Origin of the sequence: Leptolinea tardivitalis (genome assembly GCF_001050275.1) — a bacterium.
GTDB lineage: Bacteria > Chloroflexota > Anaerolineae > Anaerolineales > Anaerolineaceae > Leptolinea > Leptolinea tardivitalis.
Genome location: NZ_BBYA01000010.1, coordinates 451,922 through 475,099, shown reverse-complemented (window position 1 = coordinate 475,099; position 23,178 = coordinate 451,922). Strand labels below are relative to the sequence as shown.

At 48.3% G+C, this 23,178-nt stretch carries 19 protein-coding genes; 5 read left to right on the top strand and 14 right to left on the bottom strand.

Going from position 1 to position 23,178, the window contains the following annotated elements; translation table 11 throughout:
• Nucleotides 1–16 precede the first annotated feature (16 nt).
• The 3 genes from LTAR_RS11660 (at nucleotide 17) to LTAR_RS11645 (ending at nucleotide 3,617) form a co-directional block, all read left to right on the top strand.
• Nucleotides 17–817, top strand: coding sequence for a DeoR/GlpR family DNA-binding transcription regulator (locus LTAR_RS11660; RefSeq protein ID WP_062422415.1), 801 nt, complete (start codon nucleotides 17–19; stop codon nucleotides 815–817).
• Nucleotides 814–1,617, top strand: coding sequence for a BtpA/SgcQ family protein (locus tag LTAR_RS11655; protein WP_062422414.1), 804 nt, complete (start codon nucleotides 814–816; stop codon nucleotides 1,615–1,617). The genes LTAR_RS11660 and LTAR_RS11655 overlap by 4 nt, the downstream gene beginning before the upstream one ends.
• 398 nt (nucleotides 1,618–2,015) lie before the next feature.
• On the top strand, nucleotides 2,016–3,617 hold the full coding sequence (locus LTAR_RS11645) for an amidohydrolase (RefSeq protein WP_062422412.1): 1,602 nt from the start codon (nucleotides 2,016–2,018) through the stop codon (nucleotides 3,615–3,617).
• A gap of 75 nt (nucleotides 3,618–3,692) precedes the next feature.
• On the opposite strand, the gene LTAR_RS11640 is transcribed toward LTAR_RS11645, so the two are convergent.
• From LTAR_RS11640 to LTAR_RS11620, 5 genes are all read right to left on the bottom strand, one after another.
• Nucleotides 3,693–4,145, bottom strand: coding sequence for a chemotaxis protein CheW (locus LTAR_RS11640; protein WP_062422411.1), 453 nt, complete (start codon nucleotides 4,143–4,145; stop codon nucleotides 3,693–3,695).
• 82 nt (nucleotides 4,146–4,227) lie between these two features.
• A complete protein-coding gene (locus LTAR_RS11635) occupies nucleotides 4,228–6,255 on the bottom strand; it encodes a methyl-accepting chemotaxis protein (RefSeq protein ID WP_062422410.1) in 2,028 nt (675 codons plus the stop codon).
• Nucleotides 6,256–6,627: 372 nt separating this feature from the next.
• Nucleotides 6,628–7,080, bottom strand: a complete 453-nt coding sequence (locus LTAR_RS11630; RefSeq protein WP_062422409.1) for a chemotaxis protein CheW — start codon at nucleotides 7,078–7,080, stop codon at nucleotides 6,628–6,630.
• 23 nt (nucleotides 7,081–7,103) lie between these two features.
• Nucleotides 7,104–9,131 carry a methyl-accepting chemotaxis protein gene (locus tag LTAR_RS11625; protein WP_062422408.1) on the bottom strand — a complete coding sequence of 676 codons (2,028 nt, stop codon included), beginning with the start codon at nucleotides 9,129–9,131 and terminating at the stop codon, nucleotides 7,104–7,106.
• A gap of 556 nt (nucleotides 9,132–9,687) precedes the next feature.
• Nucleotides 9,688–11,706: a methyl-accepting chemotaxis protein gene (locus tag LTAR_RS11620; protein WP_062422407.1), complete on the bottom strand. Its 2,019-nt coding sequence runs from the start codon at nucleotides 11,704–11,706 to the stop codon at nucleotides 9,688–9,690.
• Between the two features lie 456 nt (nucleotides 11,707–12,162).
• Here LTAR_RS11620 and LTAR_RS11615 point away from each other — a divergent pair, with 456 nt between their 5' ends.
• Together LTAR_RS11615 and LTAR_RS11610 are read left to right on the top strand one after the other, a co-directional pair.
• On the top strand, nucleotides 12,163–12,576 hold the full coding sequence (locus LTAR_RS11615; protein ID WP_062422406.1) for a YjdF family protein: 414 nt from the start codon (nucleotides 12,163–12,165) through the stop codon (nucleotides 12,574–12,576).
• 44 nt (nucleotides 12,577–12,620) lie between these two features.
• Nucleotides 12,621–13,535 (top strand): LCP family protein, encoded by a 915-nt coding sequence (locus LTAR_RS11610; RefSeq protein WP_062422405.1) that lies wholly within the window; start codon nucleotides 12,621–12,623, stop codon nucleotides 13,533–13,535.
• A 132-nt stretch (nucleotides 13,536–13,667) separates the two neighbouring features.
• Here the strand turns inward: LTAR_RS11610 and argH are convergent, their stop codons facing one another.
• The 9 genes from argH to cobU form a co-directional block, all read right to left on the bottom strand.
• The gene (argH, locus tag LTAR_RS11605; protein ID WP_062422404.1) at nucleotides 13,668–15,035 is read right to left on the bottom strand and encodes an argininosuccinate lyase; all 1,368 of its coding nucleotides are present in this window, start codon (nucleotides 15,033–15,035) and stop codon (nucleotides 13,668–13,670) included.
• Between the two features lie 9 nt (nucleotides 15,036–15,044).
• Nucleotides 15,045–16,301, bottom strand: a complete 1,257-nt coding sequence (locus tag LTAR_RS11600; protein ID WP_062422403.1) for an argininosuccinate synthase — start codon at nucleotides 16,299–16,301, stop codon at nucleotides 15,045–15,047.
• Nucleotides 16,302–16,514: 213 nt separating this feature from the next.
• Complete coding sequence (locus LTAR_RS11595) at nucleotides 16,515–17,657, bottom strand: DUF362 domain-containing protein (protein WP_062422402.1); 1,143 nt, start codon at nucleotides 17,655–17,657, stop codon at nucleotides 16,515–16,517.
• 148 nt (nucleotides 17,658–17,805) lie between these two features.
• A complete protein-coding gene (gene dnaA / locus LTAR_RS11590; protein WP_062422401.1) occupies nucleotides 17,806–19,161 on the bottom strand; it encodes a chromosomal replication initiator protein DnaA in 1,356 nt (451 codons plus the stop codon).
• A 444-nt stretch (nucleotides 19,162–19,605) separates the two neighbouring features.
• A complete protein-coding gene (locus tag LTAR_RS11585; protein WP_062422400.1) occupies nucleotides 19,606–20,907 on the bottom strand; it encodes an NAD(P)/FAD-dependent oxidoreductase in 1,302 nt (433 codons plus the stop codon).
• A complete protein-coding gene (locus tag LTAR_RS11580; protein ID WP_062422399.1) occupies nucleotides 20,904–21,917 on the bottom strand; it encodes a lysylphosphatidylglycerol synthase transmembrane domain-containing protein in 1,014 nt (337 codons plus the stop codon). The genes LTAR_RS11585 and LTAR_RS11580 overlap by 4 nt, the downstream gene beginning before the upstream one ends.
• 58 nt (nucleotides 21,918–21,975) lie before the next feature.
• Nucleotides 21,976–22,107, bottom strand: coding sequence for a hypothetical protein (locus LTAR_RS17565; RefSeq protein WP_269079269.1), 132 nt, complete (start codon nucleotides 22,105–22,107; stop codon nucleotides 21,976–21,978).
• A gap of 95 nt (nucleotides 22,108–22,202) precedes the next feature.
• Nucleotides 22,203–22,508: an FmdB family zinc ribbon protein gene (locus LTAR_RS11575; protein ID WP_062422398.1), complete on the bottom strand. Its 306-nt coding sequence runs from the start codon at nucleotides 22,506–22,508 to the stop codon at nucleotides 22,203–22,205.
• A gap of 122 nt (nucleotides 22,509–22,630) precedes the next feature.
• Entirely contained in the window at nucleotides 22,631–23,173 is a 543-nt protein-coding gene (cobU, locus tag LTAR_RS11570; protein WP_062422397.1) for a bifunctional adenosylcobinamide kinase/adenosylcobinamide-phosphate guanylyltransferase, read from the bottom strand.
• Nucleotides 23,174–23,178: the final 5 nt, after the last annotated feature.

Sequence of the window (23,178 nt, the reverse complement as noted above, 5' to 3'; positions counted from 1 at the left end):
CGAATAGGAGTCGGGGATGATCTCTGCAGAACGTCGTAAAAAAATCTTGGAATTGGTTGAAAAAAGAAGCTCCATTTCGGTAGCTGAAATGTGTGAATTGCTGGATGTGTCTGAAATGACCATTCGGCGTGATTTGAGCATGCTTTCAAACCAGGGATTGCTGCAGCGGGTTCATGGTGGCGCTGTTTCCCGGCGCGGTCGAAGTTACGAACCGCCCTATTTGATGCGCAGTTCAATCAATGTGATTGATAAACGAGCCATTGGCGAGATCGCTTCTTCCCTGGTGATGGATGGCGATAGTCTGGCTCTGGATAATGGCTCTACGGTTCTGGAGCTGGCAAAGACTCTGGTCGGTAAACGCAATCTTACGGTTCTTACCGCCAGCCTGGCTGTGGCTAATATACTGGCCGATGCCCCTGGCATTCGGCTTATTCTGTCTGGTGGTATTCTCCGACCGGAGGAAGGTTCATTGATCGGGCATATCGCCGAACGCACTTTCCAGGAATTCCGTATTGATAAAGCCTTCATTGGCATTGGGGGAATCAGCCTTGAAAATGGTCTGACGGAATACAACCTGGAAGATACTCTGGTCAAGCGTAATCTGATCAATAATGCCGAGCAGATTATTGTGTTAACAGACAGTTCAAAATTGGGAAAAACCCGGTTCTCCTTTGTTGCTCCGCTTTCGGTTGTGGACGTGCTGATTACAGACGGGCGGGCATCAGAAGAAGTGCTTCAGGGTTATCGAATTCAGGGAATCGAGGTCCTTACGACCGTTCCCACAGATACTACTTTATCGGAGGTTGAAGAGCAATGAAATGGGTTAAAGAGCTGTTCGGTCATGAAAAGCCGATCATCGCGATGGCGCACATCCCTGCTTTACCGGGAACGCCCCGGTATGACGCAAAACTTGGATTGGATGGTATTGTCGAAAAAATGCGGACTGATTTGAAATACCTGCAGGAAGGCGGTGTAGACGCCGTTATGTTCTGCAATGAAGATGACCGCCCGTATACTTTCCATGCCGGTCCTGAGATGGTTGCGGCTGAAACCCGTGTTGTAACCGAATTGAAACCAAAAGATATGCCTTTTGGTGTTGATTATCTGTGGGATCCTATCACAGCGATCAGTGTTGCTGCCGCCACCGGTGCTTCCTTCATCCGCGAGGTAATGACCGGCACGTATGAATCTGATATGGGCCTGTGGAGCCCGGATGTCAACAAGGTGACGGATATTCAGGTACGCACCGGTTCATTGAACATCCGCAAGTTCTTCAATGTGGCGCCTGAATTTTGCTCTCCTCTCGGAAACCGCTCCGTAGGTCAGCGAGCCCGCAGTGCCGCCGTTTCCTCTCTGGCAGATGTCATTCTTGTCTCTGGCATGATGGCTGGTGAAGAACCGGATGTCTCACAGATTAAGGAAGCCAAAGATGCTGTGGGTGATATGGCACCGGTATTCCTCAATACGGGAGCCAAGATTAACAATATTGCCAAGTTCCTTAAAGTAGCCGATGGTGTAATTGTGGGTTCCAGCCTTAAAGTGGATGGTTACACCTGGAATCCTGTTGATCCAAAGCGTGTGAAAGAATTTGTAGCGGCTGCCCGCAGTGCAGTGTAATACTGTACGCGTACTGTCCATTATTGGTAGTGAAGGCAGGCTGATAACCCTGCCTTCTTTTTTTTCTAAGCCAGTCCGGCAGCTGAGCCTTTTTGGCGGTTGAGCTCGTCCGATGGCTGAGCGCGTCCGGTGGCTGAGCTCGTCGAAGCCCCGAGCCCGCCCTCGACAGGCTCGGGCAGCGGGAAGTAAACCGGTGGCGAACTCCTCCGGTGGTTGAGCTGATCCGGCAGCTGAGGCTGTCCGGCGGCTGAGCGCGTCGAAGCCCCAAGTCCGCCTTCGACAGGCTCGGACAGCGGGAAGCATTCTGACCACTGGTTTAGTCGAAGCCACAGTACATTACAATATAGCCATCTCATACGAATTCGAACAATCAATTTCATCGTTCCCCGAGGATTATCATGCCCAATACAAACCTTCTATTGGAAAACGGCCTGATTTACACACTTAATCCCGCCCAACCCCGAGTAACCTCTGCAGCTATTCGAGGGAACAGGTTTGTTTATCTGGGTCAGGGAGAAAAAGCCCGGCAAATTTTTTGTGGTGAACCGGCAGACATTGTCGATTTGAAGGGTGCCACAGTACTCCCCGGGCTGACCGATGCTCACTTGCATTTCGAATGGTATTCCACCGGCCTTCTGGCTATCAATGCAGAACAACCTTCTGCAGAAAACGTGATCCGGGAAGTACGCCAACGGGCAGAAACCTTGCCTGCTGGAAAATGGATCACCGGATACGGTTGGAACCACAATGTATGGGGGAATGGGGCATTTCCAACAGCCGCCATGTTGGACCGTGTTGCACCCCATCATCCGGTTGCTCTGGTGGCAAAGAGCGCTCATGCCAGTTGGGTAAATTCGACCGCCCTTCGATTGGCTGGAATAACCGACGATACCCCTGATCCGGCTGGAGGCCAGATTGTGCGTGATGCGTCTGGCAAGGCTACCGGTATACTTCTGGAAGAAGCCATTAAACTGGTCGAAAAAATCATTCCGCCCATCGCGCCGGAAGACCTCGTCAAAGCCGTTAAACAGGGAATGCAGAATGCCAATCGTATGGGTTTGACCGGCATCCATGACATGGATCAACCTTCTGTGTTCCGTGCGTTCCAGCAACTCCACAAAGAATGTTCCCTGACCTTGCGGGTAACCAAGAATATCCCTTTGACATTCCTGGATTCGGCAATTGCTGCCGGTCTTTGCACCGGATTTGGTGATGATATGCTGCATCTGGGAGCCGTCAAAATGTTTGCTGATGGCGCCCTGGGACCAAAAACCGCCTGGATGTTGGCCGGTTATGACTCAGCTCCACAGGATACTGGCATTTCCACCACCGATATTGAGATTCTCTGTGACAGTGTTTTAAAAGCCAATGCCAATGGATTGGCTGCAGCCATCCATGCCATTGGTGACAGGGCAAACCGTGAAATTCTCAACATCTATTCTGAGGCCAAAAAAAGTCATCCGGGTACGGGGCTGCGGAATCGTATCGAGCATGTCCAACTGCTGGCACCTGAAGATACCGCCCGCCTGGCAGAATTGGGGGTGGTTGCCTCCATGCAGCCGATCCATGCCACATCGGATATGTATATTGCAGATGAACACTGGGGAAGCCGGATTAATGGAGCCTATGCCTGGAAAACCCAGTTAGACAACGGCGCCGTACTGGCCTTTGGATCTGACTGCCCGGTAGAAACAATGGATCCTCTGACAGGCATCCATGCCGCTGTGACTCGACGGCGCGCAGACGGCACACCAGGACCGGAAGGTTGGCACCCCGAACAGCGATTATCCATCGAAGATGCTGTCAGAGCGTACACCCAGGGACCTGCCTTTGCTACCGGCATGGAAGATCGCCTTGGCACGCTGGCTCCCGGCTATCTGGCTGATATGACAATCTTAGACCGGGACATTTTCTCGATAGATCCTATGGATATCTTGCATACAACCGTTCTTGGGACGATTGTTGACGGAAAGTTCGTCTGGCGAAGCAACCAGCTTTGATAAAATCTCTGAAAGAAAAACCGGGGCAATTCATTTTTTGAACTGTCCCGGTCTCTGTCCACTTGAATGAAGACTTCAGGCTTCCAAAGCCATTGCCTGTGTTTTTTCCTGACAGTTAAGAACCTGATTCATATCCAGCAGAATAATCAACCGCGAATCAACCCGGGCAATGCCTGAGATAAAGTTTGAGTTCACCGTGGTGACAATAGGCGGCGCCGGTTCGATCACCGAGTCGTCAATGGTCAGGACTTCTGAGACAGCGGTGACAATCATGCCAATTTTCAGATCGCCCAGATTTACATTCACAATGCGTGTCGCATGGTTGTATTCCTGCACGGGAATACCAAAACGCTTTTGAAGATCAATCACCGGAAGCACCGATCCCCGGAGGTTGATGATTCCTTCCACAAAATCCGGGCATTTGGGCATTCGGGTGATCTCTTGCATCTTAATAATGCCTTCTACAATGGCAATATCAATCCCAAAATACTCCTTGCCCAGTTCAAAAATAACCAGTTGTTTTTCCATTTTTCCGCTCCATATAAAAGATAAAGAAGTGAAAGACACGGAAGCGGTGTTATTCTTCCGTGTCTTGTTGTGTCAGGAAACCTCAGGAAGCGGTAAGTTTGAACCGATTGACAAGAACCTGGAGATTCTGGGCAAGTTCTGCGAGAGATTGCGCTGAGGCGGTGACTTCTTCTACCTGGGCACTCATTTCTTCTGTGGAGGCGGAGACTTCTTCAATGGCGGCGCTGTTTTCTTCGCTGACACTGGCAATGCTCTCAATAGCCTGTGTGACCTCGGAAGAATTCGCAGACATTTCTTCTGTGGCGGCGGTATTCTCTTCCACCACAGCTGACACAGTATCCACCGCAGATACCAGTTCACTCGAAGCCAAATTCATCTGCTTGGCAGCCTGGCCGGCTAGGTTAGCCTGATTGTTGACAGCCTGCGCGGCGGTCAAAATATCTGACAGGGCGGAACCGGCTTTATTGGCACTGGCGACCCCAAGCTCCACTTCTTTTGAGCCTTCATCCATAGCTCTCACGGCTTCTGCAACCGTTGTTTGAATTCCAGCGATCAGACTGCCAATCTCTTTAGTTGCCTGTGAAGAGCGTTCCGCCAGTTTTCGAACCTCATCTGCCACCACAGCAAAGCCCTTGCCATGTTCACCAGCGCGGGCGGCTTCAATGGCGGCGTTAAGCGCCAGCAAATTGGTTTGAGAAGCAATATCTTCAATCGTTTCCACAATTGCACCAATTTCACCGGACCGTTGACCCATCTCCTGAACTTTCTCGGCTGATGCTCCAACTTTGGATTTAATGCTCTGCATTCCTCGCAGGGTTTCATCCACTGTTGTTACACCGCTGCGGGCGGCATCGGCAGCAGCCACTGAGTCGCGGGTAACAGATTCAACATTACCGGTCACCTGTTGAATGGCTGCATTAATCTGAGAAGTAATCTCTGCAGCCCGTGAAATCGCCTGGCTCTGTTCCTGGGCGCCTTTTGCTACACCTTCAATCGCTTTGGACATCTGTTCGGTGGCAGAGGCGGTTTTGTTGACACCGGTAGCCTGGTCAGCTGTTCCTTTGGCCACCTGTTGGATGGTGTTGCTGATCTGATTGGTAGCCTGCCCGGCCTGGGCAGCGGCGTTAGCCAGTTGTTCTGAAGCCGCTGAAAGGTTGCCGGCATTATCGCTGATCTGTCCGACCGTTTCACGTAGATCATGTACCATGGTCTGGAAGGCCTTACCCAGTTCATCCTTTTCAGATCGTAATTGAATGTCTACTGTAAGGTCATTTTTTGCGATTGTTCCGGCGGCATCGCCCATAGATTGAAGATACTCTACAAGTGAATCCATTCCCTTGCCAATTTCACCAATTTCGTCCTTACGCAACCGGACAACATCTTTCATTTTTTCATCCAGATCACGCAAGAGATCGCCACTGGCGATCTGTTTTATGGCTGTTACTGCGATGCCCAGAGGTTTTGTGATGTTGTTGGAAATCATTAAACCAAGTGAGATGGCAATAACAAAGCAGACAAGAACAAGGATCACCAAAAATGTAACAACCTGGGTGAAAGCAGTGTCACCATCATCTTTTGCCTGTTTGGCATATTGAATGATTAGATTTTCAAGTGTTGTAATATCTTCTCCAACCGCTTTTCTGGCATTAGAAATTTCTCCGCCATCAGAAAGACTCTTCAATGCGGCATCTTCATCACCATTGTCAACACTGGTAAGGATGTTATCAACGGAAGAATAGTATTCAGTTAGTGTTTGATTAAACTCAGATAGAGCGCTTTGTTCCTCTTTTTTCAGAGTTTTTGAATTAAATTTTGTGAGATTTTCATTGAGGTTAGCTTTACTATTTTCAATAGTTTGCCGAATGGTTGCCCGTTGTTCGGGGATTAATACATATTTCATCACATCCCCCCGGATTGTCATGAGATCGGTGTTCATTTTTCCGATTTCTTGAATTGGCAGGGTGCGATTGAGGTACATGTCAGTCATGCTGTTGTTGATTTTTTGAATATTGATAAAGCTAATTAACGCCACAACCACAATAAGCATGGCTACTGTAATAAATCCCCCGGTGAGTTTGATACGGGTCTTTATATTATCAAGGAATTTCATATTCCACCTTCTGAAGACATAGTTTTTTTGACAAAATAATCCCCTTTACATTTGTAAAGGGGATGTATCCAAATGAAAGATGATCCCGTCAGGAACAATCAGAAAAGATCGACAGGATGTTTTTTTGTTTTCTTGGGAATGAAATATTCTTATAAGCATAAAATAACAACATCATTTCATTATTAAAACTTTAATAATACGTAATACAAATTTATATTATCGTTAAAAAGCAGATTGATAATAAAAACAGGATTAATCTGAAACAAAAAATGTATTAACTTGTCCGAATAAATCAAATAAAATAAGATTGGGAATTACAAACGGGATAAATCTAGTTCTAGATTTATCCCGTTTTATCGAAAATACCGAGAATCAGACTGTCAGCATCACTATCTGGTTTTTTTCCTGACTGCTTAGAACCTGTTCCATATTCAGTAGAATTATTAATCGTGAATCCACCCGGGCAATACCAGAAATGAAGTTTGATCTGACTGTTGTGACAATCGGAGGTGCCGGTTCTATGACTGACTCATCAATCGTCAACACTTCTGAAACAGCCGAAACGATCATTCCTACTTCAAGTGCATCAATGTTGATCACCATAATACGGGTGTCGTGGTTTCGTTCATGGGATGGTATGTCGAATCGTTTTTCAAGATCAATGACTGGTAATACCTTTCCACGCAGGTTTGTGATTCCTTCCACAAAAGTGGGAGATTGCGGCATTCGGGTTATTTCCTGCATTTTGATAATGCTTTCAACACAGGCAATGTCTACTCCATAAAATTCATCTGCCAGTTCAAAAACTACGAGTTGTTTTTCCATAGTGATATTCCAATATTTGAAGATCAGGCTTCAACCAATTTAAAGCGGTGGGCAATATCCTGCAGCGTTTTTGCCAGATCCGCGAGTGATTGCGCAGAAGCGGTGACTTCTTCTACCTGGGCACTCATCTCTTCGGCTGATGCTGAGACTTCTTCAATTGAAGCGCTGTTTTCTTCACTTACACTGGCAATACTCTCTACAGCCTGGGTTACTTCTGTAGAATTGGCAGTCATTTCTTCGGTTGCGGCTGTATTTTCTTCAACAATAGCTGAAACAGAATCAACGGCAGAAACCAGTTCACTGGATGACTGACTCATTTCCTGGGCAGCTTGGGCGGCCAGGTTTGCCTGGTCATTCACAGCCTGCGCTGCCTTAAGAATGTCTGCCAGGGCAGATCCGGCTTTATTGGCACTACTGACACCCAGCTCTACCTCTTTTGAGCCTTCATCCATGGCTTTGACAGCTTCTGCAACCGTTGATTGAATTCCGGAAATCAGAGTGCCGATTTCTTTTGTCGCCTGAGATGACCGTTCAGCCAATTTCCTGACCTCATCAGCCACGACGGCGAAACCTTTACCATGTTCACCAGCTCGAGCGGCTTCGATGGCGGCGTTCAAAGCCAGCAGATTGGTCTGTGAGGCAATATCCTCGATGGTTTCTACGATGGCGCCAATTTCACCAGAACGCTGACCCATTTCTTGCACCTTTGAGGCAGAGATATCCACTTTGGATTTGATACTCTGCATACCTTTCAATGTTTCTTGGACTGTGGCAGCACCGATACGGGCTGCTTCAGCCGAGGCATCAGAATCTTTTGTGACGGAAGAGACATTTCCGGTAACCTGTTGAATGGCAGTGCTGATTTTCGAGGTAATTTCTGCTGCTTTCGAAATCGCGATACTTTGCTCCTGTGCTCCTTTGGCCACACCATCAATGGCTTTTGACATCTGCTCCATAGAGGCGGCAGTTTTGGTCACAGATGATGCCTGGTCAGCCGTACCCTTGGCCACCTGCTGTATTGTGTTGCTGATCTGATTGGTAGCCAGACTGGCCTGGTTGGCGGCGCTGGCTAATTGCTCCGAGGCAGCAGAAAGGTCAGATGTACTCTGGGTGATCATACTGACAGTATTGGAAAGACCTTGAATCATTTTGACGAAGGCATTTCCCAATTCATCTCTTTCAGAAATGGCCTTAATCGAAACGGTGAGGTCGTTATTTGCAATGGTTTCAGCAACTTCCCCCATGTTTTGAAGGTAGCCCACCATTTGATGCAATCCCTTGCCAATATCGCCGATTTCGTCGCCCCGGAGTGTGACGATATTCTTCTTCTCCTGAGCCATGTCTCTCAAAAGGTCACCCTGAGCTACTTTTCGTATGGCTTCTACAGCAACTGCGATAGGAGTAGTGATGTTGTTGGCAATGATTAATCCCAGAGCAATGGCAAGGCCGAAACATACAACAACAAATATGATCAACAAGCGTAAGGCATTGTTAAACGTTGTGTCACCATCTTCCAACGCCTGCTTTGCCTGATTTTTATTGGAAGTGACCAGTCGGGTTACAAGTTCACTGGCGGCGAGTCGGGCGTCTGAGGTTTTTCCGCCGTCTGAAATGGACGTCATGGCAGAATCTTGATCGCCTTTATCAATGAAAGCTATATCTTCATCAACATAAGAGAAAAACTCTGCCAGAGCAGATTCCAATGATTTGGCGGCTGTACGTTCTCCCTCAGAAAGATCCCCCTTTTGATATTCTGCCAGGTTCTGATCAAGGTCGGCCTTGGTTTCTTCAAGAGATTTTTTTATTTCCGTTCGTTGTTCAGGCAGAAGGATATACTTCATGATATCCCCACGGGCTGTCATTAAACCCGATTGCACATTGTCCATCTGCTGAATGGGTAAAACCTGGTGGTTATACATGTTTTCGGAAACAAGATTCAAACTGCCCAGGCTGGAATAACTGACCAGAGAAACAACCAGAATAAGAAGCGCCACAAGAACGAAGCCTAGAGTCAGCTTCAACTTCATTTTCATATCACTTAAAAATTTCATAATTACCCTCCCAGGTATGCTGTTTTGTCTTTTGTTTTATGATGATTGCCACGATGGGTTGGGGTGTTATGCTCAACCCTGAGAGATTCCCACACACTTTAGAAATGAAAAATTCTTACTCTGGTTTAGATTGGTTTCCCTCCTTATCTGATAAAAAACGATCTGGTGATCAAAAATCGAAATTGCATTATGGTCTTTGGATTTTTCCAACTCCCCTTCATCCTTTATTTAGGATAGGGAATTTGCTCTTTTTCGATATAAAGCAAGAATTAAATCTGGATAAAATTATCAGAAATATATACTTTTCATAGTGATGAAATCATTATGAGGAGTTGCCCATAAGGAAATCATCACTCGTTATCTGGCAGCCTGTTGACTGTCTATTTTTTATGAATCAACCAGACAATCCGCAGAATGCAGATCTTTCATTGAAAAAGAACCTGCATTCTGCGTTTGAAGGAAACTGGAACAGACTATGACCCCTGAACGATTACTCCGTCAGGCTTTTGATGATGCAAAGTTCATAATCGATACCTGGAAGTAATCGGTAAGAAACCTACAATTTGAACCGTTTCACCACTTCCTGCAGAGTCTCGGCCATATTGGCAAGCGACTGGGCGGATGCGGTCACTTCTTCTACCTGGGCGGTCATTTCTTCTGCCGAAGCGGATACTTCTTCAATAGCGGCGCTGTTCTCCTCGCTTACGCTGGCAATGCTTTCAATAGCCTGGGAGACTTCAGTGGAATTGGCTGCCATCTGTTCTGTGGCTGCGGTATTTTCTTCCACAATCGCTGAAACGGAATCGACGGCTGTTACCAATTCGCTGGATGATAGGCTCATCTGTTTCGCAGCTTTGCCTGCCATGACAGCCTGATCATTCACAGCCTGTGCTGCCGTTAAAATTTCGGATAATGCTGATCCGGCTTTGTTGGCACTGGCAACTCCTAATTCCACCTCATGAGATCCTTCTTCCATGGCTTTAACGGCTTCTGATACAGTCTCTTGAATTCCAGCGATCAATGTGCCGATTTCCTTGGTGGCATGAGACGAACGTTCTGCCAGTTTTCTCACTTCGTCTGCCACCACGGCAAACCCTTTGCCGTGTTCACCTGCCCGGGCGGCTTCAATGGCCGCATTTAATGCCAGCAAATTGGTTTGTGAAGAAATATCTTCGATGGTTTCGACGATGGCGCCAATCTCTCCCGATCGTTTTCCCATCTCCTGAACTTTTTCTGCTGAAGCTCCTACCTTTGATTTGATGCTTTGCATACCATTCAGGGTTTCTTCCACCGTGGTCACACCGCTGCGGGCGGCCTCAGCGGCCGCCACAGAGTCACGGGTGACAGATTCTGCATTTCCTGTAACCTGTTGGATAGCCACATTGATTTGAGCGGTTATTTCGGCTGCCTTTGCAATAGCATGACTTTGCTCCTGGGCGCCTTTCGCCACACCTTCAATGGCTTTGGTCATCTGGTCTATGGCAGAAGCCGTTTTTGTAACCGAAGATGCCTGGTCAGAAGTACCTTTGGCCACCTGTTGTACGGTATTGCTGATTTGATTGGTTGCCAATCCTGCCTGGTTGGCGGCATCTGCCAGTTGTTCAGAAGCCTGGGCTAATTCTGTGGCATTTTTATTAATCTGACTCACCGAATCGCGCAACCCGTTGACCATATTCAGGAACGCATTACCCAATTCGTCTTTTTCCGATTCGGGCTGAACATTTACAGTCAGATCATTATTGGCAATGACTTTCGCCGCATCACCCATTTTCTGCAAGTATGCGATGAGGTTATTCATACCTTTGCCCAGATCACCCAGTTCATCTCGTCTATCGGCAACTGCTTTCCGGGACTTTTCGTCCAGATCTCGCACCAGATCGCCTTTGGCGATACGCGTGATGGCACTGACAGATTGTCCCAGAGGTATGGTGATATTTCGCGCAATAGAAATACCCATAAAGACGGAAATAGCCAATAAAACCAGTGACACGATAATTAGCATTACTGTAGCCTGAGAAAAAGTATTATCTCCCTTTGTTTTTTCTTCTGTGGCAAGTTGAATGGTAATGTTCACAAGTTTGGTTGTGGCGGCTGCCACGGCTTTTCGGGTATTGGATACGTCTCCGCCATCAGAAATACTGGTCATCGCGGTTTCATTATTCCCGCTGTCAACTTCAGCAAGTGCCTTATCTAAAGCCGTATAATACTCTGCCAACGCTTTATCAAATTCTGCCATGGCTGCTTTGTGCTCTTCTGAAACAACGATTCCCCGGTATTTTTCAACATTTTCGCTTACTGTGGCTTTGTCGGATTTGATCGTATTTGCAATGGCTGCCCGTTGATCTGGAATCAACATGTATTTCATCATATCTCCCCGAATCGTCAACAAGGCAGATTCGGCCATTTCAATATTAATGATGGGTTTAGTCCGCTCTTCAAAGAGGATATTCATGTTGTTATTCATGCTGTTCATATTGATATAGCTGATGACGGAAACCACCAGAATCAACAATGAAACCAGTAGAAACCCGCCAACCAATTTCACCTGGGTTTTGATATTGTTGAGAAATTTCATGGCTGACTTCCCCTTTCTATAATCTTTATGAGGAAATTGAAAAGATGGCAAACATTATCCAATAACCAGATTCATGGATGATGGTTGCTTTGGCAGATGGTCTTTCAAGTTAGTTCGCAACCCTGAATGGAATGACAATTCAGGATTCGACTTCATCTCAGGCCTTACTATTCAATTGGCTGCGTAGGTTCCTGGTTTTTTGATGGGGAAATTATCTGGCAGGGATGTGCGTCAGTGAAATGCTAAGCATAATATTGTTAATCACAATAATTATGCCGATTAAATTCACGAATTTCAATTGACAATTTTCTTCCGAATGCAACAGATTTCAGATTGGAGAAGATTTCGGTATAATTCTGATCAAGTAAACCTTCCTTCATTTCACATTTGAACCGCGAATTTTCGCATTGGATTCAAACTGCCCATTGCAGTTCTTTTCTGTTTATAGGAATTCACATGATGGAAGGTAAATTGACTGTCTACTTTGACCCCCCATACTGGGTGGGGATTTTTGAAAAAACTGAAAACGGCCTGTATCAGACGGCAAAGCACGTATTTGGGGCTGAACCATCTGAGCCGGAATTGCTTAAGTTCGTTTTGGAAAAATATCCTTCGGTTGCTTTTTCAAGACCGGTACCTGCGGAAAATGTTTTAACTGAAAAGGTGAACTACAAACGACGTATGCGTGAGATCCGGGCAGAAATGCGGAATCCCTGCCGGTCTACACGTGCACAGGAAGCTCTTCAAAAAGAATATGAAATCAATGCCAGAGAACGAAAATTGATCTCAAAAGAAGAACGTCAACTGGAGAACGATCACAAGTACAGGTTGCGCCAGGTTCGGCGGGCGGAAAAACATCGTGGTCATTGATGGACAAATCGGAGTACAATAGGTTAAGTTTTAGCGGTAATGTGATGAATTCGTACGCCTATTATCCCGTTCCGGGTGACAAACCAATAATTCCCCTCGACCGGATGCAACCTATCCGGTTAGATCGGCAGCGTCTCTCACCGTTAACCGGCTGTCTGCTTGGATTGCTGGTTTTATTGATCTTCATGTGTATCGGCGGGTATTTTTTAATGCCCATTCGAACCAATATGGTGGTGATGGGTCTTGATCGAGCCCCGCAGGGCAGCAGCATCAGTCGCACAGACACCCTGATTCTAATGACGGTCGTTCCGACCCGCCCGTATGTAGGAATGTATTCTATTCCGCGGGATCTCTGGGTGGATATCCCCAATGTGGGCCAGAACCGGATAAATACCGTTCACTTTTTTGCCGAAGCCGAAAAAGACGGTAGCGGACCTGTTGCCGTGCGCCGATTGGTGGAAAAGGATTTTGGGGTGAAAGTTCCCTATTATGTGCGTATCCGGTTTGACGGTGTCGTAAAAGTGATTGATGCCCTGGGCGGGCTGACGATCACTCTGGATACAGCGCAATCTGGTTATGAGGCAGGTACCCATACATTGGATGGCACAAAAGCACTGGCATTTGTCAGGGATCGTAAAGGATCTGATGACTTTTTCCGCATGACACGCGGTCAACTGGCCATCAAGGCGGTGGCACGGCAAATGATCAACCCGTTGATCTGGCCGCGAATACCCGGTGCCATACTGGCGGGTCTGAGTTCTGTGGATACCAACATTCCTGTGTGGGATTGGCCGCGGCTGGGTTTCGCATTCTTACGGGCTGCCATCACCGGTTTTGATGCCCAAACCGTCACCCATGATATGGTTATTCCCTGGAAAACCGATGAAGGCGCTCAGGTGCTTTTGCCCCGCTGGGAATTGATCCTTCCTCCGGTACAGGAAATGTTTAAAAAAATGTGATCATCTTTATCGGAACAAAAAACCGTAAGGATTTTCAATACCCTTACGGTTTCTTTGAATTGAATTGTATCGGGTCTGGATTCCAACATAAGGATTGGAAAATTTTTCCGAAAATTCCGACAGACAGATAGATTATCCGATCGCTTTTTTGGCAACCTCGATCTGTTCTTCTACAGCTTCCAGCGCAGTACCCCCGTACACTGACCGCCGGTTGACAGAAGCCTCAAGACTTAATGCGGTATACAAATCTTCGGCGAAAGCGGGATGAATGGTTTGATAATCTTTTAATGGCAAGGTGGCCAGGCTTTCACCTTTCTCTTCCGCCAGACGAACAGCCTTGCCTACGGCTTCATGTGCACTGCGGAAGGGAATTCCTCTGGCAACCAGGTAATCGGCGAGATCGGTGGCCAATATAGCCGGGTGGATGGCACTCCGGCAGCGTTCAGGATTGACCTTGAGGGTCGAAATTACACCTTCCATAACTGGCAGTAACACGTCCATAATGTCGGCTGCTTCGAAAACGGCGGTTTTGTCTTCCTGCAGGTCTTTATCATAAGCAGAAGGAAGACCTTTTAATGTGGTCAGCAGACCGGTCAACAGGCCGTTCAACACACCGGATTTCCCGCGGGTCAATTCCAGCATATCCGGGTTTTTTTTCTGCGGCATCAGGCTGGACCCGGTGGAATACGCATCATCCATGGTGACAAAACCATATTCCACTGTGGAATAAAGGATAAGGGCTTCTGACAGGCGGCTGAGGTGTACCCCGGTAAGGGCAGCCCAGAAGAGGAATTCGGCGGCAAAGTCACGGTCAGAAACGGCATCGAGAGAATTGGGGGATGGAGCTGCAAACCCCAGATCTCCGGCCAGAGCGGCGCGGTCAATGGGGAAGGTCGTCCCGGCCAGGGCACCACTCCCCAGTGGAAGGACGGCTGCGCGTTTGGTCAATTGCTGCAGGCGTTCGCGGTCGCGCTGCAGCGGCCACAGGTGACTCAGCCACCAATGGCTGAACAGGATAGGCTGTGCCTGTTGAAAATGTGTGTACCCTGGCAGAATAACGTCAATATCGGTCTCCGCCCGGTGGAGCAATGCTTTTTGCAGACTTTGAACGGCTTGATCCAGCCGCTCCGATGCTTCCAGCAGCCACAGACGAAAATCTGTGGCTACCTGATCGTTGCGGCTGCGGCCGGTGTGCAGCTTACCGCCCACCGGACCAACAAATTCAGTGAGCCGGCGTTCAACTGCAGTATGGATGTCTTCGTCATTTTCGGTGAATTGAAATGTGCCTGATTCTATTTCATCCAACACAGAATGCAATCCGTTCACCAGTGTATCTGCCTCGTTCGGGGTCAACACACCGGCAGCAGCCAGAGCCCGAGCCCAGGCCTGGCTGCCGCGGATATCTTCAACATAGAGACGCTTATCCACCGGCAAAGAATTATTCAAAATGGATGCCAGGGAATTAAGCCCGGCGCGAAAACGGCCTGACCAGAGCGTCATGATGTCTCCTTAATCGCGTATGATTTTTTCAGTAGGAACTGGCGGGATACCTTCTCCGAGACCTTTCATCATGGCCTGCACTTTGGACGGAAGCCCAAACAGGCGGATGAAACCGGCTGCATCGGTGTGATCGTACACCTGAGAATGGCCGAATGTGGCAAACTCTTCCCGGTACAGGCTGTAGGGACTCTGACGGCCGGCGACGATCATATTGCCCTTGTACAATTTTACTTTGATTGAGCCGGTCACAACTTTCTGAGTGGATTGGAAGAAGGCATCCATGGCTTCGCGTAACGGGGTAAACCACAGGCCAAAGTACACCAACTCGGAGTATTTGTGCGCGAGGACGTCTTTATAATGCATGGTTTCGCGGTCAAGAGTGATGGATTCCAGCTCGTTGTGGGCAAACATGAGAATTGTGCCGCCCGGTGTTTCGTAAACGCCGCGCGATTTCATGCCTACCAGACGATTTTCCACCAGGTCAATCCGGCCGATGCCATGTTTGCCGCCCAGGGCGTTAAGGGTTTCCACCAGTTTTACTGGTGGAGTGGGAACACCATTGAGGGCAACCGGTTCACCCTGTTCGAAAGTGATTTCCACTGTTTCTGGTTCATCCGGTGCGGCAAAAGGAGAACTTGAGAGCACAAACATGTCTTCATGCGGTTCACTGTTGGCATCTTCCAGATTACCGCCTTCATGTGAAATATGCCACAGGTTGCGGTCGCGGCTGAAGAAGGAAGGATTCTTGGTGGGTGCGGGAAGATTATGGGCGGCGAGATAAGCCAGGGCGTCTTCACGAGACTGGATGTTCCATTCGCGCCATGGAGCAATCACTTTGAGGCGGGGATCAAGCGCTGTGAATGCCAGTTCGAAACGGACCTGGTCATTGCCTTTACCGGTACAGCCGTGTGCAACAGCATCAGCACCTTCTGCCCAGGCGATTTCAACCTGTTTCTTGGCAATCAGCGGGCGGGCGATGGATGTGCCGAGTAAATACTTGCGTTCGTATACTGCGCCCGATTTAATCAGCGGCCAGAGGTAATCTTTGCAAAATTCCTCGCGCAAATCAAGTTTGATGATTTTGCTGGCGCCCTGCTGTTTGGCACGTTCTTCCAGGTTTTCCAATTCTTCTGCCTGACCGACATCAGCGCAGTAGCAAATCACTTCGCAATTGTAATTTTCTTTCAACCAGGGAACGATCACCGAGGTGTCCAATCCGCCTGAATATGCCAGTACTACTTTTTTTACTTCCTTTTTTGCATTCATGAGTTCCTCCTGAGAAAATAATAACAAAAACCCCGCCGATATGGCGGGGTTTGAATGTACCGTTAGAAGATGTGGTCTTCGTAAAACAGTCCAGCGAAACCTACCCAACCATCCGGAGATGTGGGAGAGACATGGTTCGTCGGACTCGCAATTCAGATTTCATTGGCTGTATTGTACCGTAATATTGCGCAGCGTCAAGGAAATTCTTTTTCATTACCGGCTGATCAGGCGGCCCAGAGATGGTGTTTTCACTGAGATGGCTTCATGCGGACATAATTCCTGGCAACAATAGCACCGGATGCAAAGACTGTAATCGTATACCGGCGGCGATTTGCGGCCATCTGCCCAGCTCAAAGCTTTAGGGTGGGCAGGGCAGACCTCTTCACATTTGCCACAGCGGGTGCATTTTTCTCGATCAATGGTCGGCCGAGGCGATACATACCTGCGCATCAGGGACGAAAATGCGGGGATTCTGTCATTGGCAGCTCCGGTTTTATCCCGGTTGACATTGAAATCGGGGGTATAGAACTGTTCCAAAGGATCCCCCAGATATTCGACACGGGTAATACCCAGGTTGTATTGTTCTCCCAAAGTGATGGTTTCAACCAGTGACTCGTCGAGATTAATCATTCGGCAAACGGTGGCATCCAGAGCAATTGGATCTGTAGACATCAGAATCACGTTCATCTGGCGCGGTGTTCCGTTACGCGGCCCGTTGCCTTCCATGGCTATAATGCCATCCATAATGAAAAGCCGCGGTTTGATCAACAAGTTAAGGTCTACGAGCATCCGAGAGAAGATAACTGGATTGGGTAATGAAGCATGAAATTCTGTTTTAAGAACACCTGGAACGCAACCAAACTGGTTCTTTACCGCTCCGGTTATGCGGGTGAGGGCATGGCTTTTTAATTTGCACAGGCTGATCAGCCCATCCGCTTCCATCACGGAACGGGCGAGAGTAAATTGTTTGATCAGATTCCCTTCCGGGAAGGGCACGGTTTGGGTTGATTGGAAATCTGCTACAGGGATCCCCACCTCATCGGCGGCAGCCAGCAGGCCGGCCTGTCGGGCCGCGGCTTGAGTGCTGCCTATTGCCGGTGAGTCGCCAAAGGAAAGTTGTGCCCCGGTTTGTTTGAATTGTTCAAGTACAGCCTTGAAAACCGTCGGGTACGGGCTGATACATTTATCCGGCGGTTCTCCCACCAACAGATTAGGTTTGATGATAATTTTCTCACCCGGTCGTGCAAATTGACCGGCACCACCCAGAAGATCAAGACCGTGCGAAACGGCTTTCCTCACATCATCCTGATCGTATGATTCACAGCGAATCAGCACTACTTTTGATAATGTATCCATCCCTTATCTCCATTTTGAGGCAGGTTAGGTATTCTATGTTTATTTCTCTGATTTATCTGTATTATTTTACTGTATCAAGGTTGAGGATCTATATAAGAAAAACCGGAACCTGGTTCCGGTTTTTCGTCATGATGAGGCGGTATTGAAATTACAGGGCCATCGGCGTTCGACCAAACAGCTGGTCGCGCAGTTGCACAACCTGACGTCGAAAATGATCGTCACGTTCTATCATGTCGGCAACTTTTTCACAGGCATACATCACGGTGGTGTGGTCTCGACCGCCAAGAGCCTGCCCGATTTGTGGCAGAGAAACATTGGCGACTTCGCGCAACAGGTACATAGCCACCTGACGGGGTAGTGCCACGCCGCGTGACCGGTCACGGCCAAGCATTTGCTCGGTGGTGACGCCAAAGGCGCGGGCAACCGTGTTGACCACCTGGCGTGGTTCCATGGAGCTGTGTTGGGGCAGCATATCGGCCAGGGCAGAAGTGACCAGTTGCGTGGTCAAAGGCATCCCGCTCAAGTCGGAGAAAGCCAATACACGCGTCAACGCACCCTCCAGTTCACGTATGTTAGATTGGATTTGGCGGGCGATGATTTCGATGATCTCGTTGGGCACCCGGCGTCCGGCTCGTTCCGCTTTTGATCGCAAAATCGCCATGCGGGTTTCCAGGTCAGGCGGTTGGATATCCACCGTCAAACCCCATTCAAAGCGGGAGCGCAGCCGTTCTTCGAGGGTAACCATGGCTTTCGGAGGGCGGTCAGAAGAAATTACAAGCTGTTTGTTGGCTCCATGAAGGGCGTTGAAGGTGTGGAAGAATTCTTCCTGCGTTGATTCTTTACCTGCAATGAATTGAATATCGTCAATGAGCAAAATATCTGCCTTGCGGTAGCGGTCGCGGAACTGGTTGGTGGTGTGTGTGCGAATGGCGTTGATCAGGTCGTTGGTAAAGTCTTCTGACGAAACATAAAGCACCGACAAATTGCGGGCATTTGTCGAATTGCCGATAGCTTGCAGCATGTGGGTTTTCCCCAGACCTACACCCCCGTACAGGAAGAGAGGATTATAGGCACGTGCCGGGTTCTCTGCCACGGCCAGGCTGGCAGCATGAGCCAGCCGGTTGCTGGCGCCTACAACAAAGGAATCAAAGGTGTAGCGCGGATTTAACGTGCGATTGGTACGCACTTCAATTTCACGCTGCTCTTCTTCAATTTCATTTTCAATGACAGCTTCATCCACGGCCGGTTCAATATTCTTCTGCCAGACGACAAAGTTCACCGACTGACTGGAATCCATCAAACCGGTAAGAATACGAGAGACTGTGCTGGTGAGGCGGGTATCGAGCCAGTCACGGGCATAGGCATTTTGCACACCTACAGTGAATGTATTCTTTTCATAGTTAATCAGTTCGGTGCTGCGTACCCAGGTGTCAAAGTTGGCTTTGGGCATTTCCATTTGAAGTTGTCCAAGCGCCGCCTGCCATGCAGATTGTGGGTTCATCATCAACTGGGCCTCCGATCAAAGATTCTTGCTGTGTATTGCGTATCCGAAATATAGCAGTGTTAATAAATCCCACTGCAATGCAATGGGAAATTACCACTTCTATTTACTTATTCGGATATAAGGAGTGAAGTTGCCTGGGGGCGTTCCCCTCTAATTCACTTCCAAATTCTAACAAAAAGGGATGGGTCAAACAAGGTGATTCGACTACGGAAGCCTAAAAAAACCTGAAACTTTAAGGTTATTAATCTTAAAGAAAATGACAGATGTCAATCTTTAAGATTTCTGGTTCGAATAGGTGTTCGTGCCAAGTATTGGTTTTCAACTCAAAATAAAATCCCGTATATAGGGGTTTGTGCCCTAAAATCGATTCTTTCCCCCTTAATTGGGGGGTATGGAAAAAGAATTATTACTAGAAGAAATCCGAATCGCCCCTGAGTCCGCGATTCATTTTTGAGAGTCCGTCAGGATCATGCGGGCAGCTTTGCGGCCGATCTCGACGGCGAAATTCGTCCCGCGATCCCACGGGTACACCTGACTCATGCTGGCAAAATAAAGACCGGCCATAGGTGTTCGGATATCTGGAATATTCCTGGAGTGATCCACCAAAGGCACCGGCTGGGCATAATTCGTTTTGAACAGCCAGGTTTTACGAACCCAGTCTGGCTTAAACTCAGGGTTGATACGCTGCAAGGCAGGTAAAAACCGCTCCAATAATTCTTCCTGGGTTAATTTGAAATATTCGTGATCGGTTTCCAGGTAATCGCCGCAGTAAAGAAGGTGATCGCCGCCGTAGTATTCTTTCGGCAGGAAATTGGTATGCTCCACCAGTGCCAGAAAAGGAAAACCGGCCGCCTTCGGCAGGTTGAACCAGTAATATCCCTTATCTGATAAACGGTGCTTAATGGCCAGAACCATTACCACAGCACCGAGGCTTTTGAGATTCAACAATCCCTGCAGGTAATCAGACGGCAAATCTGGCGCCATGTGTGCCATCAGAGCGGGTGACACCGTTACCAGGCAGCGATCAAAATTTTGCTCACTGCCTTTTGTTGCAACCGTTATTTTTCCATCATCATTTTGGTGAATCTGATCCACTCCGGTCTTGTAGTGGATGGTGACGCCGCGTTTCTGCAATTCAGCAGCAAAAGCATCTGCGAAAGCCTGGAAGCCGCCTTCAAAGGTGGCCAGTTTGGTGGTACGGCTGTGTAGACGTGCCCACATCCAGGCCATGTTGACCTGACGGGCATAGTGTTCACCGAATTTTCCATCCAGCATGGGCAGCCACATCTGGTTGTAGGCAGTTTCTCCCGCCCATTTACGCATCCATGTATCAACGGTGACATGTTCCATCGGTTTCCAGTTGCGGGTCAGCCGGATGTACAGTGTGGCCAGGCCAAACCGGATTTTATTGATTCCCCAGCCGAGACCAGGGTAGAGAATGGCCGCCGGAATAGAATCAAAAGGATAAAACTGCCCCTTGTGGTACATCACAGTCTTGGGCTGACGGATAACCAGATGATCTTTTAAACCCAGCTCTTCGATCAGTCCCAGCATCTGACTGTCTGATAAGAACCAGTGGTGATAAAACTTTTCAAGAGACCAGGTCCATTCAGGTTCCTTAAAGCCACCGGCCAGACCACCCGGATAATCTGTTGATTCAAAAATATCCACCTGATGTCCGGCATTAACCAGATCATAGGCAGCTGACATGCCAGCCAGACCACAACCCACAATGGCGATTTTCATTCAGAGAGCTCCGGTTCAGTAAGATCGGGTTTGACGCCCCATTTCAGTCCCTCACGGGCAAAATAATAGGCACCCAGGGCGGTAATGGGAAGCCAGAGAGCTACATGTAATACAAGGGTATATCCGGCAGCAATTTCACCAGGCACACCGTAGGCAGAGAGAAGTGCAATACCCGGTGCGTCAAAGGTACCCACGTATCCAGGCGCTGAAGGTAGTGTGGTGGATAGATTTACAATCCCGTTCATCAGCATGAGTGCAAAGAAGTTGACCTGAAAGGGAAAGGCGTGCATCACAAACCAGTATTTTCCGGTTTCAAACAGCCAGATGATCACGGATGTGAAAAAGACCATCAAAGCTTCGCGCGGACTTCGAAGAGATTCCAACCCATCCAGAAATTTACGGGTAATACCCAGTACTTTCTCACGGAATCTCTCAGGCAGGAAACGGATAAACACCCGTTCAATAATCTTCTCACTGGCAGCTGGAAAAGCAGCCGCCAGCAGAAATACAACCAGTGCGCCTATAAAAGCCACCGCACCCCAGATGGAGAGATTCTGGATGCTGCCGATAAATCCCGAATCGCTGTTCAGCCTGGCCAGTTCCGGCAAGTTGAGAAACACAAATCCCAGCATGACCACGCCGTCAAAAACCCGTTCAATGAAAATGGTGGCCAGAGACGCAGAAATAGGCACACCTTCATGGTTTTTCAAAACAATCGCCCGCAAAACTTCTCCGGCGCGGGCGGGGTAGATATTATTGCCCATATACCCGATGGTGACGATGGGGAACATTTTTCGGGTGGATATAGGCTTCAACGGCCTGAGCAGATAATGCCAGCGCCAGGCTCGCACCCAAACGCCCATGAAATACACCAGAATACCCGGAATCAGCCACCAGTAGTTGGCTGTTTGCATGGTTCCCCACACCTGTTCGAGGTGCAGGCCGCGCAGAGCCAGATATAGAAACACAATACTGATGACCAGTCCGAGCCAGAACTGCCAGCGTTTCATAGCATCTCCCAGTTTGTTTCACAGGAAGATGGAGTAAACCGGTTATATCTCATAAATATTAATGTGCCACAAGCGAAATGATCCATGAAAGAATCACAATTATGGCCAGAAGATTGAAGACAATCTGTTGTGTTCTACGCCTGCGCTGTTCATTGTTGGGGGCTGATTGTGTTTGGTTTTTGCCTGACATTTATATCCTCCAAAGAGGTTAAATTGTACCATTCTCAACAGGGCAATTTAAAGAAAACGGGAGCGTTCGCTCCCGTTGTTTGGTTGACAAACAGTTCACTTTGTTTTGGCAGGTGCCGGCGTCTCTGCCGGCTTGGAAGAAGCTGCTTCTACTGTTTTTGATTCTGATGCAGTAGATTTTTCTTCACTGTGGGAACTGCCCGACCGGGTCTGGCCGGATGGTGAGCGGTGATCGGTAGCATAAAATCCGGAACCTTTGAAGACTATTCCAACCGGAGTGTACACTTTGCGTAATTCCTTCTTCCCGCATTCCGGGCAGCGTGTCAGCGGGGAATCGCTGAATTTCTGCGTCTTCTCAAATTGAACTCCGCAACTTTCACACCGATAGGTATATACTGGCATAGCAAAACCTCCAATCAAACTGAGGACAATTCTTATTCAACTAGTGAATATAGCACTCGATTGTATAAAAATCAATAGAAAATCTCATAATTGATAAACTCTTATAATTTTTTTATCTTTAACTATTTGATCTTCATGGGAATACCGGCGGCCATGAAATACACTTCATCCGCCAGAGCAGCCAGTTTCTGGTTGGCGCGCCCCTGAACATCCCGGAAGACCCGCCCCATCAAGGTATCTGGCACTATACCAAGCCCAACCTCATTGCTGACCAGTATCCAGGGTTCCGGGCGAGTGTGAATACCTTTAACAAGATCATCTAACACGGCTTCTGCAGATCGGGTGAGTGCCTCTTCACCGGAATCTTCTGAAAGAGTGGCAAAAGACCAGCCCAGCAACAGGGTAACGCAATCGAGAAGGATGGCATCATAATATGTTGGCAGGTTTTGCAGGCTGGTATACAGGTGATCTGAAGCTTCCAGTGTCTGCCAGCCAGAAGGGCGGGCAGCACGGTGTGCGGCTACACGGCGCTCCATTTCATCATCCTGCACCCGGGCAGTGGCTATGTAAAGGACATGACTTCCCATTTTTTGTGCCCGCTGTTGAGCATACAGGCTCTTCCCGCTGCGGGCGCCACCCAGAATAAAGATGACTTTTTCCGCCATGCCCG

Excerpts from the sequence above, each read along its gene's own strand:
- LTAR_RS11660 (WP_062422415.1), top strand. The coding sequence starts at position 17 with ATGATCTCTGCAGAACGTCGTAAAAAAATCTTGGAATTGGTTGAAAAA.
- LTAR_RS11655 (WP_062422414.1), top strand. The coding sequence starts at position 814 with ATGAAATGGGTTAAAGAGCTGTTCGGTCATGAAAAGCCGATCATCGCG.
- LTAR_RS11645 (WP_062422412.1), top strand. The coding sequence starts at position 2,016 with ATGCCCAATACAAACCTTCTATTGGAAAACGGCCTGATTTACACACTT.
- LTAR_RS11640 (WP_062422411.1), bottom strand. The coding sequence starts at position 4,145 with ATGGAAAAACAACTGGTTATTTTTGAACTGGGCAAGGAGTATTTTGGG.
- LTAR_RS11635 (WP_062422410.1), bottom strand. The coding sequence starts at position 6,255 with ATGAAATTCCTTGATAATATAAAGACCCGTATCAAACTCACCGGGGGA.
- LTAR_RS11630 (WP_062422409.1), bottom strand. The coding sequence starts at position 7,080 with ATGGAAAAACAACTCGTAGTTTTTGAACTGGCAGATGAATTTTATGGA.
- LTAR_RS11625 (WP_062422408.1), bottom strand. The coding sequence starts at position 9,131 with ATGAAATTTTTAAGTGATATGAAAATGAAGTTGAAGCTGACTCTAGGC.
- LTAR_RS11620 (WP_062422407.1), bottom strand. The coding sequence starts at position 11,706 with ATGAAATTTCTCAACAATATCAAAACCCAGGTGAAATTGGTTGGCGGG.
- LTAR_RS11615 (WP_062422406.1), top strand. The coding sequence starts at position 12,163 with ATGATGGAAGGTAAATTGACTGTCTACTTTGACCCCCCATACTGGGTG.
- LTAR_RS11610 (WP_062422405.1), top strand. The coding sequence starts at position 12,621 with ATGAATTCGTACGCCTATTATCCCGTTCCGGGTGACAAACCAATAATT.
- argH (WP_062422404.1), bottom strand. The coding sequence starts at position 15,035 with ATGACGCTCTGGTCAGGCCGTTTTCGCGCCGGGCTTAATTCCCTGGCA.
- LTAR_RS11600 (WP_062422403.1), bottom strand. The coding sequence starts at position 16,301 with ATGAATGCAAAAAAGGAAGTAAAAAAAGTAGTACTGGCATATTCAGGC.
- LTAR_RS11595 (WP_062422402.1), bottom strand. The coding sequence starts at position 17,657 with ATGGATACATTATCAAAAGTAGTGCTGATTCGCTGTGAATCATACGAT.
- dnaA (WP_062422401.1), bottom strand. The coding sequence starts at position 19,161 with ATGATGAACCCACAATCTGCATGGCAGGCGGCGCTTGGACAACTTCAA.
- LTAR_RS11585 (WP_062422400.1), bottom strand. The coding sequence starts at position 20,907 with ATGAAAATCGCCATTGTGGGTTGTGGTCTGGCTGGCATGTCAGCTGCC.
- LTAR_RS11580 (WP_062422399.1), bottom strand. The coding sequence starts at position 21,917 with ATGAAACGCTGGCAGTTCTGGCTCGGACTGGTCATCAGTATTGTGTTT.
- LTAR_RS17565 (WP_269079269.1), bottom strand. The coding sequence starts at position 22,107 with ATGTCAGGCAAAAACCAAACACAATCAGCCCCCAACAATGAACAGCGC.
- LTAR_RS11575 (WP_062422398.1), bottom strand. The coding sequence starts at position 22,508 with ATGCCAGTATATACCTATCGGTGTGAAAGTTGCGGAGTTCAATTTGAG.
- cobU (WP_062422397.1), bottom strand. The coding sequence starts at position 23,173 with ATGGCGGAAAAAGTCATCTTTATTCTGGGTGGCGCCCGCAGCGGGAAG.